Annotated in this window: 12 protein-coding genes; 8 read left to right on the top strand and 4 right to left on the bottom strand. The window is 70.4% G+C overall.

What is annotated here, in order from left to right; all coding sequences use genetic code 11:
• Positions 1–39: 39 nt before the first annotated feature.
• Positions 40–978 carry a carbohydrate kinase family protein gene (locus ACGFWE_RS09155; protein WP_393599022.1) on the bottom strand — a complete coding sequence of 313 codons (939 nt, stop codon included), beginning with the start codon at positions 976–978 and terminating at the stop codon, positions 40–42.
• Complete coding sequence (locus ACGFWE_RS09150; protein ID WP_352382642.1) at positions 975–1,883, bottom strand: pseudouridine-5'-phosphate glycosidase; 909 nt, start codon at positions 1,881–1,883, stop codon at positions 975–977. The genes ACGFWE_RS09155 and ACGFWE_RS09150 overlap by 4 nt, the downstream gene beginning before the upstream one ends.
• A 98-nt stretch (positions 1,884–1,981) precedes the next feature.
• On the opposite strand from ACGFWE_RS09150, the gene ACGFWE_RS09145 reads away from it, so the two are divergent.
• Positions 1,982–2,410, top strand: coding sequence for a VOC family protein (locus ACGFWE_RS09145; RefSeq protein ID WP_352382640.1), 429 nt, complete (start codon positions 1,982–1,984; stop codon positions 2,408–2,410).
• A 147-nt stretch (positions 2,411–2,557) separates the two neighbouring features.
• Here ACGFWE_RS09145 and ACGFWE_RS09140 read toward each other — a convergent pair whose 3' ends face one another.
• Positions 2,558–3,112, bottom strand: coding sequence for a methylated-DNA--[protein]-cysteine S-methyltransferase (locus tag ACGFWE_RS09140; protein WP_352382638.1), 555 nt, complete (start codon positions 3,110–3,112; stop codon positions 2,558–2,560).
• A gap of 56 nt (positions 3,113–3,168) precedes the next feature.
• Positions 3,169–4,038: a glycerophosphodiester phosphodiesterase gene (locus tag ACGFWE_RS09135; protein ID WP_393599019.1), complete on the bottom strand. Its 870-nt coding sequence runs from the start codon at positions 4,036–4,038 to the stop codon at positions 3,169–3,171.
• Positions 4,039–4,318: 280 nt separating this feature from the next.
• On the opposite strand from ACGFWE_RS09135, the gene ACGFWE_RS09130 reads away from it, so the two are divergent.
• The 7 genes from ACGFWE_RS09130 to ACGFWE_RS09100 all read left to right on the top strand — a co-directional run bounded on the left by ACGFWE_RS09130 (position 4,319) and on the right by ACGFWE_RS09100 (position 13,061).
• The gene (locus ACGFWE_RS09130; RefSeq protein WP_393599017.1) at positions 4,319–5,188 is read left to right on the top strand and encodes an MHYT domain-containing protein; all 870 of its coding nucleotides are present in this window, start codon (positions 4,319–4,321) and stop codon (positions 5,186–5,188) included.
• Positions 5,189–5,261: 73 nt separating this feature from the next.
• Positions 5,262–7,397, top strand: coding sequence for an excinuclease ABC subunit UvrB (uvrB, locus tag ACGFWE_RS09125; protein WP_352382632.1), 2,136 nt, complete (start codon positions 5,262–5,264; stop codon positions 7,395–7,397).
• 134 nt (positions 7,398–7,531) lie between these two features.
• A complete protein-coding gene (locus ACGFWE_RS09120; protein WP_352382630.1) occupies positions 7,532–8,110 on the top strand; it encodes a TerD family protein in 579 nt (192 codons plus the stop codon).
• A 50-nt stretch (positions 8,111–8,160) separates the two neighbouring features.
• On the top strand, positions 8,161–10,254 hold the full coding sequence (locus ACGFWE_RS09115) for a TerD family protein (protein ID WP_393599015.1): 2,094 nt from the start codon (positions 8,161–8,163) through the stop codon (positions 10,252–10,254).
• Between the two features lie 237 nt (positions 10,255–10,491).
• A complete protein-coding gene (locus tag ACGFWE_RS09110; protein WP_352382625.1) occupies positions 10,492–11,481 on the top strand; it encodes a TerC/Alx family metal homeostasis membrane protein in 990 nt (329 codons plus the stop codon).
• A gap of 131 nt (positions 11,482–11,612) precedes the next feature.
• Entirely contained in the window at positions 11,613–11,915 is a 303-nt protein-coding gene (locus tag ACGFWE_RS09105; RefSeq protein ID WP_352382623.1) for a hypothetical protein, read from the top strand.
• A gap of 45 nt (positions 11,916–11,960) precedes the next feature.
• Positions 11,961–13,061 (top strand): calcium:proton antiporter, encoded by a 1,101-nt coding sequence (locus tag ACGFWE_RS09100; protein ID WP_393599012.1) that lies wholly within the window; start codon positions 11,961–11,963, stop codon positions 13,059–13,061.
• The last annotated feature ends 6 nt before the right edge of the window (positions 13,062–13,067 follow it).

Raw genomic sequence — 13,067 nt, 5'->3', positions numbered from 1 at the left:
TGCTTGCGACCGTTCAGTCGGAGTGCTTGCGACCGGCCGTCAGTCCGGCACCGGCGGCCTTCCGCCCACCCGCTCGACCGCCAGCGCGCCCGCCCGGCATCCTTCCGTCGCCGCGTCCTCGGGTGCGGCGCCTGTCAGCAGGGCCGCGAGGAACGCGCCGGTGAAGGCGTCACCCGCCCCGGTGGTGTCCCGGGGCGTCGCCGCTACGGCGGGCACGTGGGCGTACACGGTGCCCGAGCGGGCGATCAGGGCTCCCCGTGCCCCCTGCTTGGCCACCACCAGCGGGATGTGGCGGCTCAACTTGGCCGCCGCGTCCGCCACATCGGGCAACCCGGTGAGCAGGCACGCCTCGCCCCGGCTCGGCAGCAGGACGTCCACCCCCTCGACCAGTGAGAGGAAACGGTTCACCCCGAGCTCCCGGAGGAAGCCCGCCGACGCCGGGTCGACGCTCACCGGAACACCACGCGCGCGTGCCGACTCCAGGGCCACCGCCACCAGTGCCCGGCTCGGCTTCGAGAACAGGAGATAGCCCGACAGATGCAGTCTCGCCACGCCGTCGAGCAGGGCGTCCGACCAGTCGTCCGGCTCCAGCCGCAGTGACGCGCCGCTGTCGGTGAGGAACGTCCGCTCGCCGGCCTCCCCCGTGTCCACGAGGCAGATCACCGTCCCGGTCGGCGCCTGCGGATCGACGACCAGCTGCGGCCGTACTCCGCAGGCGGCCAGTTCCCGCTCGTGCCACGCGGCCGCGTCCGCGCCCACCCGGCCCAGCAGCCGTACCTGCGCACCGCCCCCTCGGGCGGCCCAGCAGGCCACGTTCGCCCCCGCTCCGCCCGGCACCGTACGGATCGCGGCAGCGGTGTCCGTACCGGCGGCGAGCGGTCCCCGATGCCGGGCGACGACATCCGTGATGACGTCCCCGACGACCAGGAGGGCACCGCCCCGGACGGCCGCGGCACCACCGTGCCCGTCCGTCGTCACGTCCCGGCCCGGGCAGCGGCGATCCGGGCCGCCAGCCGCACGTTGCCCCGCACCGCCGCCAGGTTGGCGCTCAGCGAGGCGCCGTCGGTGTGCCGCACCAGGTAGCCCAGCAGGAACGGCGTGACCCCCTGGCCGGTGACTCCCGCCTCCTCGCAGGCCTGGAGCGCTTCGGCGAGCACACGCGCGTGCAGCCCGGGATCCAGTTGCTCCTCCTCGGGCACGGGGTTGGCCACGATCAGCGCGGAGCCGGGCGCGCCCAGCGCCTGCCGCGCCCGCATGACCTCCGCCACCTGCTCGGGGGAGTCCAGCCGCCACTCCACGGGGTGGCCGGAGTCGGACAGATAGAAGCCGGGGAAGCGGTCAGTGCCGTATCCGGCGACCGCGACTCCCAGTGTCTCCAGTCGCTGGAGCGTCGCGGGCACGTCCAGGATGGACTTCACGCCCGCGCACACCACGGTGATCGCGGTGCGCGCCAGCAGGCCGAGGTCGGCCGACTCGTCCTGGGTCGTCGTCCACTCCCGGTGCACCCCGCCGAGCCCGCCCGTCGCGAACACCTCCACGCCGGCCAGGGCCGCCAGCTGCGCCGTCGCCGACACGGTGGTGGCCCCGCTCACCCCCGCGGCCACCGCGAGCGGCAGATCCCGGTGGCCCAGCTTGCGGATCCCGTCCTCGTTGGCGACCCGCTCCAACTGTTCCTTGTCCAGGCCGACCCGGGGGCGCCCGTCCAGTACGGCGATCGTCGCCGGTACGGCCCCCTCCTGCCGTACGACGTCCTCCAGCTCCAGCGCCACCTGCAGATTGCGCGGACGCGGCAGCCCGTGCGCGATGATCGTGGACTCCAGGGCCACCACGGGTCGACGCGCGTCGATCGCCTCGCGCACCTCTTCGGACACCACCAGCACCACGGGCCTGCCTCCTGTCGATCGGTCTTCCCTCATGTCTGGCGGGCGGCACGTCCGGTCAAACCCTTGCGGGCTGTGGAGGACGACACCAGCCTGGGTGCATGACGGACAACTCGACACGTCTTGACCATGTCGTCCTCTGGGTGCGCGACCCGGTGGCATCGGCCGACTTCTACGAGAAGACCCTGGGCATGGAGCCCGTGAGGCTCACCGACTTCGCCGCGGGGGTGGTGTCCTTCCCCTCCGTACGGCTCAACGACGAGACCGTCTTCGACCTCATGCCGCTCACCCTGGCGGACGGCATGAAAATGGTCCCCGGCGCCGCGGAGAGCGCGGGACACCCCGTCAATCATGTCTGCCTGGCCCTGCCCGCCGACGATTTCGAGACTCTCCGCACCCGCCTCGAGGAACGGTCCGTGCCCGTCTCGGACTTCTCCCACGACTCCTTCGGAGCCCGCGGAATGGCCCGGCGCAGCTTCTACTTCCGCGACCCGGACGGGAACGTGTTCGAGGCACGCCACTACGACTGACCTCGCGTGCGGTGTCTCGGACCGGCTTGACCGCCTTGGTGATGTGCACAAGGCCGTGCAGGATCGCCATCGTCTCTGGTTGTCCGATCGCCGTCCCTTCGGCTCCGAGGCCCCGGATGACGGTGACTGTGCGCACGGCGGGGTCTGTCAGAACAGCGGCTCCGGCAGTACGCCCTCCAGCGCGAGCAGCTTCCGCTTGGTCTCCAGACCGCCGCCGAACCCGCCGATGCCGCCGTGGCTCTCGACGACCCGGTGGCAGGGCACGACGACCGGCAGCGGGTTGGAGCCCATGGCCACCCCCACGGCCTGCGCGGCACCCGGCTGGCCGACCCGCCCGGCCAGATCGCCGTATCCGACGACCTGGCCGAACCGCACGCCGGACGCCAGCTCGCGCAGCACCTGCCGGTTGAATCCCGAGATCAGCGACCAGTCCAGGGGCAGCTCGAAGTCGTGCCGTTCGCGCGCGAAGTACGCCTCGACCTGGCGTATCGCCTCGGCCAGCAGCGGAGAGCCGGGCGCCTCGACGGGCTCGGTGCCCAGCCGGGATGCGAGCCGCTCCAGCGCCTTGACGCGGACCGCGTCGGTGGCGTGGAAGACCACGTTGACCAGACCCTCGTCGGTCGCGGCCAGCAGCAGCGGGCCGATGTCCGTGCCGACGACGGTCCACACGATCCGCTGCGCGTCCTGCCCATCGCTGTTCATGCGACCACCGTACGAGCCGCCACTGACAACACGCGGCGACCTGCGCGAACAGCCCGCTACTCGCGCAGCGCCTCCCGCACCACGTCCGGCTTGTCGGTGATGATGCCGTCGACGCCGTACCCGGCGACCCTGCGTGCGGCGTCCGCGGTGTCGACGGTCCAGGTGAACACCTCCAGAGGCTTGTCGTGCGGACCGGTGAAGGCCTGGACCGCGGAGACATAGGCCCTGGAGACGGAGGTGTACGACGGGTTGATCTGGTCGGCGAAGGCCGCGTACGCGGGCAGGTGACTCACGGACGGCGTTCCGAGGAGGCCGGTCTTCACGGCGGGCTCGAGATCGTGGACGGTCCGCAGACTGTCCGCGCTGAAGCTCTGCACGATCAGCCGGCTGCGGTGCTCCCGTCCGAGCCACCCCTCGTTCCCGAGGAGCTTGAGGGTCTCCCGCTCGATGCCCGGGTACAGCTCCGGGTTCTTGAGTTCGAGAAGCAGCTTCTGATGGTGAAGATCGACACGGCGCACATACTGCTTCAGCGTCGGCACGCGCGCGCCCGCGTAGGCGGCGGAGAACCAGCCGCCCGCGTCCAGGCGCGCGATCTCGGCAGCGGTGAAGTCCTTCACCTTCCAGGGCGCCCGGCCGGGGAAGACCTGCTCCACGTCGGTGGTGCGCTGGAGGCTGTCGTCGTGCAGGACGACGAGTTCGCCGTCCCTGGTGCGCTGGACGTCGTTCTCGACCCAGAGGGCGCCGAGCCGGGCGGCCTTGTCGACGGCGGCCAGGGTGTTCTCGGGGGCGTGGGCGGAGCCGGCCCGGTGGGCGATGACCACCGGTGGCGTGCCGTCCTCGACGGCCCGGACGTCGGTTGCGGGAAGCAGGAGGGCGACGGTCCCCAGGAGCGCGGTGGTCAGGGCGGTCACGGCGCGCGCGTGCATACGTACTCCTCGCGTCGAGCGATCACGTACAGCACAACTGTGACAGCACCGCGTCAACGGCACCGGGGTGCAGAATGGACACATCCTGAATGGGCGTGTCCCAAGTCCGCTCACCGGTGCCGCACAACTGGGGCAAGGGCGTGATTCTTTGCCGGAAAATCGTTCGACCATTCCGGTGGCGGTCATACTCTCTGCCTCGACCCTGACCGCTCGCGCGGTGCTGGGAAGGGGCACATTTCAGGGAATTCCAGGACGTAAGAGGGCGGAAGGGCAGCCGCGCATGCAAGGCACGGTCGACGGATTCAGCTACGGACTCGTCACACCGCTGGTGGCCTACCTCATGGCCTGCCTCGGCGGTGCCCTCGGCCTGCGCTGCACCACCAGATCCATGCTGGTCAGCCGGTCCTGGCGGCCCGGCTGGCTGGCCCTCGGCTCGGCGGCGATCGGCTCCGGCATCTGGACCATGCACTTCGTCGCGATGATGGGGTTCACGGTCCGGGAGGCGCCGATCCACTACGACAGGGCCATCACCTTCGCGAGCCTGGGCGTCGCCATCGTCATGGTGGGCATCGGGGTCTTCATCGTCGGCTACCGGGGTGCGACCGGAACGCCCCTGATGACCGGCGGTGCCGTCACCGGCCTGGGCATCGCCTCGATGCACTACCTGGGCATGGCCGGCATGCGCCTGAACGGGCAGCTGGAGTACAACACGGTCACCGTCGCGATCTCCGTGGTCATAGCCGTCGTCGCGGCCACCGCCGCCCTGTGGGCCGCCGGCCAGGTCAGAGGGTTCCTGTGGAGCGTGGGCGCGAGCCTGATCATGGGCCTGGCCGTCACGGGCATGCACTACACCGGCATGGCCGCCCTCAGCGTCCATCTGCACGGCACTTCCGCGCCCGTCTCCGGTGACTCGCCCGCCTCCCTGCTCGCGCCGATGATGGTCGGCCCGCTGTCCTTCCTGCTGCTCGCGGGGGTCGTCGTGCTGTTCGATCCGCTGATGGTCATGGGCAAGCCCGTCTGGTCGCCCGCCGAGCACAAGCCCGGCGTCCCGGCCCGCGAACTCGTCGACCACCCGCCCGCCCGGCGCCCCTCGCTCCGCCCCCACCGGGACGTGACCCACCACGACGTCCGCACCCCGCAGAACCGCTGACCGACCGTGGCCGCGGGCGCCCGGAACCCCTGATCGGGCCGCGTTGTCAGTGGGGAGTCGTACGGTGGACACCATGCGGCCCGTTTCCCACATCGAACGTACGGTGGCGCCCTTCGAGGTCGTCAGCTCCTACCAGCCCAGCGGTGACCAGCCGGCGGCGATCGCCGAGCTGGCCAAGCGCGTCGAGGCAGGTGAGAAGGACGTCGTCCTGCTCGGCGCGACCGGTACCGGAAAGTCCGCCACCACCGCCTGGATGATCGAGAAGCTCCAGCGGCCCACCCTGGTGATGGCCCCGAACAAGACGCTGGCCGCCCAGCTGGCGAACGAGTTCCGCGAGCTCCTGCCGAACAACGCCGTCGAGTACTTCGTCTCGTACTACGACTACTACCAGCCCGAGGCCTACGTCCCGCAGTCGGACACCTACATCGAGAAGGACTCCTCGATCAACGAGGAGGTCGAGCGCCTGCGCCACTCGGCGACCAACTCGCTGCTCACCCGCCGGGACGTCATCGTGGTCGCCTCGGTCTCCTGCATCTACGGCCTCGGTACCCCGCAGGAGTACGTGGACCGCATGGTGGCGCTCAAGGTCGGCGACGAGATCGACCGCGACCAGCTGCTGCGCCGCTTCGTGGACATCCAGTACACGCGCAACGACCTGGCCTTCACCCGGGGCACCTTCCGGGTCCGCGGCGACACCATCGAGATCTTCCCGGTCTACGAGGAGCTCGCCGTCCGCATCGAGATGTTCGGCGACGAGATCGAGGCACTGTCCACGCTCCACCCGCTCACCGGCGAGATCATCAGCGACGACGACCATCTGTACGTCTTCCCTGCCTCGCACTACGTCGCGGGACCCGAGCGCATGGAGCGGGCCGTCAACGACATCGAGAAGGAGCTCGGGGAGCGCCTGTCCGAACTCGAGAAGCAGGGCAAGCTCCTGGAGGCCCAGCGCCTGAGGATGCGCACGACGTACGACCTGGAGATGCTCCGCCAGATCGGCTCCTGCTCGGGCGTCGAGAACTACTCGATGCACTTCGACGGCCGCTCGCCCGGTTCCCCGCCGCACACGCTGATCGACTACTTCCCGGACGACTTCCTCCTCGTCATCGACGAGTCGCATGTGACCGTGCCCCAGATCGGCGCGATGTACGAGGGCGACGCCTCCCGCAAGCGCACCCTCGTCGACCACGGCTTCCGCCTCCCGTCGGCCCTGGACAACCGCCCCCTGAAGTGGGAGGAGTTCACGGAGCGCATCGGCCAGACCGTCTACCTGTCGGCGACCCCCGGCAAGTACGAGCTCTCGCGCGGGGACGGCGTCGTCGAGCAGATCATCCGCCCCACCGGCCTGATCGACCCCGAGGTCGTCGTCAAACCCACCGAGGGCCAGATCGACGACCTGGTGCACGAGATCCGCACCCGCACCGAGAAGGACGAGCGTGTCCTGGTCACCACGCTCACCAAGAAGATGGCCGAGGACCTCACCGACTACTTCCTGGAGCTCGGCATCCAGGTCCGCTATCTGCACAGCGACGTCGACACCCTGCGCCGCGTGGAGCTGCTGCGCGAGCTGCGCTCCGGGGAGTTCGACGTCCTGGTCGGCATCAACCTCCTGAGGGAGGGCCTCGACCTGCCCGAGGTGTCCCTGGTGGCCATCCTCGACGCCGACAAGGAGGGCTTCCTGCGCTCCGGCACCTCCCTGATCCAGACCATCGGCCGCGCCGCGCGCAATGTCTCCGGCCAGGTCCACATGTACGCCGACAAGATCACCCCGGCGATGGAGAAGGCCATCGACGAGACCAACCGCCGCCGGGAGAAGCAGGTCGCGTACAACAAGGAGCGGGGCATCGACCCCCAGCCGCTGCGCAAGAAGATCAACGACATCGTCGCGCAGATCGCCCGCGAGGACGTGGACACCGAGCAGCTGCTCGGTTCCGGCTACCGCAAGGGCAAGGACGGCAAGGCGGCCAAGGCGCCCGTGCCCGCCCTCGGCGGCAAGGCGGCCGGTACCAAGGCCGCCAAGGGCAAGGCCAAGGAGACCGTCCCGACCGACCGTCCCGCGGCCGAACTCGCCGGGCAGATCGAGGAGATGACGGCACGCATGCGTGCCGCCGCCGCCGACCTCCAGTTCGAGATCGCGGCCCGGCTGCGCGACGAGGTCTCCGAGATGAAGAAGGAGCTCCGCCAGATGAAGGAGGCGGGCCTGGCCTGACCGCCTCGCACTGTGTTGCAAGACCGACACAAAGTGCGCTTCAGAGTGCGTCACCGTCAGCGGCCCTGCGTAGGGTTCTGGAACAACCGCGGGGGCCGCGGCAACAGGGGACAGCAGCGAGAGGGGTTCGGCGCGTGACCGTCAACATGACCAAGGGTCAGGCCATCAGTCTGCAGAAGAGCGACGGAGGCAGCCTGACCGCGGTGCGCATGGGCCTCGGCTGGCAGGCGGCTCCCCGGCGCGGCCTGTTCGGCTCGCGCACGCGGGAGATCGACCTCGACGCCTCCGCCGTCCTGTTCGCGGACAAGCAGCCCGTCGACGTCGTCTTCTTCCGTCACCTGGTGAGCGACGACGGCTCGGTCAAGCACACCGGTGACAACCTCGTCGGCGGCGTCGGGCAGGGCGGGGACGACGAGGCGATCCTCGTCGACCTGGCCCGCGTCCCGGTCCATGTCGACCAGATCGTCTTCACCGTGAACTCCTTCACGGGCCAGACCTTCCAGGAGGTCCAGGACGCCTTCTGCCGCCTGGTCGACGAGACCAACGGCCAGGAGCTGGCCCGCTACACCCTCGCCGGCGGCGGCGCCTACACCGCCCAGATCATGGCGAAGGTGCACCGGACGGGTCCGGGCTGGACGATGACGGCCCTCGGCACCCCGGCCAACGGCCGGACCTTCCAGGACCTGATGCCGGCGATCCTGCCGCACCTGTAGCCCGCGCCGAGCGGCACCGGACCGACACCACGACACAGGGGGAGAAGGCGATGACGGCCGAGCTGGTGCGGGGGCAGAACCATCCGCTCTCCCAGGCCCGACTCGAGATCCGGATCACGGCCGGTACGCTGGTCGTGGCCGGAGCCACGCTCGGCGACGAGCGCGGCACAGTGCACGGCGTGGAGTGGGTCGTCCATCCGGGCGCGCCCACCCTGCCGGGTCTGGAGGTCTCCCGGCAGGCGGCCGCAGACCACCGCCTCGCGGTCGATCTGGGCGCGGTGCCCGAGGCCGTCCACCGGGTCCATGTGCTGCTCGCGCTGCCCGGGGCGGGCGGCCCTGTGCGCTTCGGCGCCGTCGCCGCCCCCTTCGTCGCGGTCACTGGCCTGGACGGCACCCAGCTCGCCGGCTACACCATCACCGGCCTGGACGCCGAGTCCGCGGTCGTCGCGCTGGAGCTCTACCGCCGCCAGGGCGCCTGGAAGGTGCGCGCCGTGGGGCAGGGCTATGCGGGCGGCCTCCCCGAACTCCTCGCCGACCAGGGCCTTCCCCAGGCCCGGCAGCTCGCCCACGACATCCACGAGGCGGTGGCCCGGGGCCTGTCCCGCGCGGTGCCGATGCCACCGCCGCTCACGGCGGACGGCGACCGCCCCCGGCAGACGGCCACGCCGACGCCGGGCCCGGACCAGGGTTCGCCCGCGGCCCAGGGCGCCCCCGGTGCCGTACCGCAGCAGCCGCCGTCGCCGTACGGCACCCAGCCACCCGGCACCCCACCGCAGCCGATGTCCCCGCAGGACGGCCCGGCCGCCGGCACACCGCAGCCCGCCTCTGCCTACGGCACGCAGGGCACCCCCGTGACCGGCGCATCGCAGCCCGGGTATGTCCAGGGACCCGCGGACACCACCGCCCAGCCGCCCACCGTGGGCGGTCCCATCGACTACAGCCACCCCCGACGGCAGAACACCGCCCCGCCTCCTCCTCCGCCCGCCGCGCCCCCCGCCCAGCCGGGGCAGCCCGCGCGGCCCGTCGCCGGGGACGCGACCGGCTGGTCCATGGAGGAGCGGCTCTACAACCAGGTGTGGGGCATGTTCGAGGACCTGGCCCGCTCCACGGCCGCGTACCGCAGTGCCGTCGACTTCGCCGACTCCCGCATGGAGAAGGAGCTGGACGCCGCCCTCGCCGATCCGCGCAACCGGATCGGCGGACAGGGCGAGGCAGCACGTGAGGCCGCCCGCACCAAGTACACCCAGCTCGTCGAACAGGCCCGTGCGGTCTACGATCGCGATCTCGGCCAGCTCACGGCCGAGTCCGAGGTCGTCGAACCCGCGCTGCCGCCGTCGTACGCCCGCTGGGACAACCCCGTCTGGCACGGCTACCGGGTGCCGTTCGAGGTGCCCATGGCCGTGCGCCTGGGCGACCTGCATCTGCCCGAGTGCGCCGAGCTGCGCATTCCGTTGCTGGTCCGGCTGCCGCTGGAACGCGGCCTGTGGATCGACAGCGGAGCCGCCGGATCGCTCGACGGCTCGTTCCTCGACGCCCACGAACTGCACCGCCTCGCCATGGACACGGCCGTGGCGCTCGCGGCCCGGCTCCTCGCGGTCCATCCCGCCGGGGACTACACCCTGCACGTCATCGACCCGGCCGGCTCGGGGGCGCAGGCGCTCGCCCCGCTGGTGGGGACCGGCGTGCTCGCGGCCCCGCCCGCCGTCGGCGCCGCGGGCGTGGCGGACGTCCTGGCCCGTCTCACCGAGCGCGTCGACCTCGTACAGATGGCGGTGCGCGGCGGCGCGGCCGACTCCCTCCCGCCCGGCCTCGACACCTCCGAACAGCTCCTGATCGTCAACGACTTCCCGCACGGCTTCGACGACCGGGCGGTCACCCAGCTGCGCTACCTCGCGGACGAGGGGCCGTCCGTCGGCGTCCATCTGATGATGGTCGCGGACCGTGAGGAGGCCTCCGCCTACGGCCCCCTCCTCGACCCCCTGTGGCGCTCGCTCATGCGGCTGACTCCCGTGCCCGACGACCACCTCGCCGACCCGTGGGTCGGGCATGCCTGGACCTACGAGCCCGCGCTCGTCCCGCCCGGCAGCCAGGTCCTCCAGCAGGTCCTGAACCAGGTCGCGCAGGCCCGCACCAAGTACACGTAAAGGCCGCCCATCAGGGATTTTGACCTTTCTTTTGCCAATCGCTTTACCTTTCCTTGGTGATTGGGTACGGTTGGTGGCACGGAGGGGAGTACTCCCTGTCGACCGCGGCGTACCCGTCAATACGGATCAGGCCTGATCCCGGGGCGCCGGCCCACCGTGGGTGGAAGAGACCTCCGGCAGCGCGACGACGCTGGTTACTTGCCGTTACGTATTGCCGGAGGAACTGTGGACGTTTCCATGACCCTGTGGGTCCTGACGATCGTGGGCCTCGCCGCCCTCATCGCGGTCGACTTCTTCATCGGCCGCAAGCCGCACGACGTGTCCCTCAAGGAAGCGGGCATCTGGACGGTTGTCTGGATCGCCCTGGCCGGCCTCTTCGGGCTCGGTCTGCTCGTCTTCGGCGGGGGCCAGGCCGGCGGAGAGTTCTTCGCGGGCTTCATCACCGAGAAGTCCCTGAGCGTGGACAACCTCTTCGTCTTCGTCCTGATCATGGCGAAGTTCGCGGTGCCCTCGCAGTACCAGCAGCGGGTGCTTCTCGTCGGGGTCCTCATAGCCCTGGTGCTGCGCGCGATCTTCATCGCCGCCGGAGCCGCGATCATCGCCAGCTTCGCCTGGGTGTTCTACATCTTCGGCGCCTTCCTCATCTGGACCGCCTGGAAGCTCATCCAGGAGGCCCGGGCGGACGAGGAGGAAGAGGAGTTCGAGGAGAACAAGCTGCTCAAGGCCGTCGAGCGCAGGTTCGGTGTGGCGGACCGCTACCACGGCACCAAGCTGTGGATCGTGGAGAACGGCAAGCGGGTCATGACCCCGATGCTCGTCGTGATGCTCGCCATCGGCTCGACCGACGTGCTCTTCGCGCTCGACTCGATCCCCGCGATCTTCGGGCTGACCCAGGACCCGTACATCGTCTTCACCGCCAATGCCTTCGCCCTGATGGGCCTGCGCCAGCTGTACTTCCTCATCGGCGGCCTGCTGAAGAAGCTGGTCCACCTCAGCTACGGCCTGTCGATCATCCTGGGCTTCATCGGCGTCAAGCTGGTGCTGCATGCCCTGCACGAGTCGGGGGTCCACGTCCCCGAGATCAGCATCCCGGTCTCGCTCGGCGTGATCTGCTCGGTCCTGATCGTCACCACGATCACCAGTCTGATGGCCACCAGGAAGCAGGCGGCGGCCGAGGCGGCGCAGGCGGAGGACGAAGGCGCTCCGAAGGACAGCATCGAGGCCTGACCGCGGCCGACGTAGGAAATATCACCACCGGGAGCGATGTGCGGCGAATTGCCGGGTACCGCTCCCGGTGCTTGTTTGGTTCCAGTGCGCGTCCCCCGGCCCGGGGGCGCCGTGGCCGGTTGGAGACACCCATGACGTTCGTGCAGATCATCGGCTTCGAGACCGAGCGCCTGGAGGAGATGCGGCAGGTGCTGCAGGAGGCGGGGCAGCGCAGCGCCGGCCGGACGGGCGGCCCGACCCACAGCATGCTCCTCAAGGACCGGGACAAGCCCAACCACTATCTGGCCGTGATCGAGTTCGACTCGTACGACGAGGCCATGCGTAACAGCGACGATCCCGAGACGAACAAACTCGCGGAGCAACTGAGCGCGCTGAGCATCGGCGAGCGCGTCTACACCAACTGCGACGTCCTGGAGTCGGGTGACATCAAGTAGCAGCGGAGTGGTGCGGTGCCGGGCGGCCTCTGCGACGATCGCAGCATGATCGCTCGGCTCAGGTCGCTCACCACGAGCTGGACGTCCGTCGTGCCGGTGCTCGCGGTCGTCCTGCTGGCGTTCACCTGGGGCCGCGACCTGCCCGCAGCGGTCGTCGCGCTCGTGACCCTGGTGCTCGCCGGGGCCGTGCTGGCCGCCGTGCACCATGCCGAGGTGGTCGCCCACCGGGTCGGCGAACCGTTCGGCTCGCTCGTCCTCGCCGTCGCCGTCACGATCATCGAGGTGGCCCTGATCGTCACCCTGATGGCGGACGGCGGTGACAAGAGTTCGACCCTGGCCAGGGACACGGTCTTCGCGGCCGTGATGATCACCTGCAACGGCATCGTCGGCATCAGCCTCCTCGTGGCCTCACTGCGCCACGGCACCGCGGTCTTCAACCCCGAGGGCACCGGTGCCGCCCTCGCCACGGTCGCGACCCTGGCCACGCTGAGTCTGGTGCTGCCGACGTTCACGACGAGCAAGCCCGGCCCGGAGTTCTCCCCCACCCAGCTGACCTTCGCCGCGCTGTCCTCGCTGATCCTGTACGGCCTGTTCGTGGCGACCCAGACCGTCCGGCACCGCGACTACTTCCTCCCGATCACCCGCCAGGGCGAGGTGATCACCTCCGACGACCACGCCGACGCGCCCACCGCCCGCGCCGCACTCATCAGTCTGGGTCTGCTGGGCCTGGCCCTGATCGGGGTGGTCGGTCTGGCCAAGAGCGTCTCGCCGACCATCGAGTCCGGGGTGGCCAGGGCAGGTCTCCCGCATGCCGCCGTCGGCGTGATCATCGCCCTGCTGGTACTGCTCCCCGAAACCATCGCCGCCCTGCGCTCCGCGCGCCGCGACCGCGTGCAGACCAGCCTCAACCTCGCCCTGGGCTCCGCCATGGCCAGCATCGGCCTGACCATCCCCGCGGTCGCCCTCGCGTCCGTCTGGCTCTCCGGCCCGCTCGTCCTCGGCCTCGGCTCCACCCACATGGTGCTGCTGGCCCTGACGGTGGTGGTGAGCTCCCTGACCGTGGTTCCGGGGCGGGCCACACCGCTCCAGGGCGGCGTCCATCTGGTGGTGTTCGCGGCCTACCTCGAACTCGCGGTCAACCCGTAGCGGGTC

It is taken from the genome of Streptomyces sp. NPDC048523 (genome assembly GCF_043199815.1).
Lineage (GTDB): Bacteria > Actinomycetota > Actinomycetes > Streptomycetales > Streptomycetaceae > Streptomyces.
The sequence above is the reverse complement of the archived record's forward strand: the minus strand, read 5'-3'. Positions and strand labels throughout refer to the sequence as shown.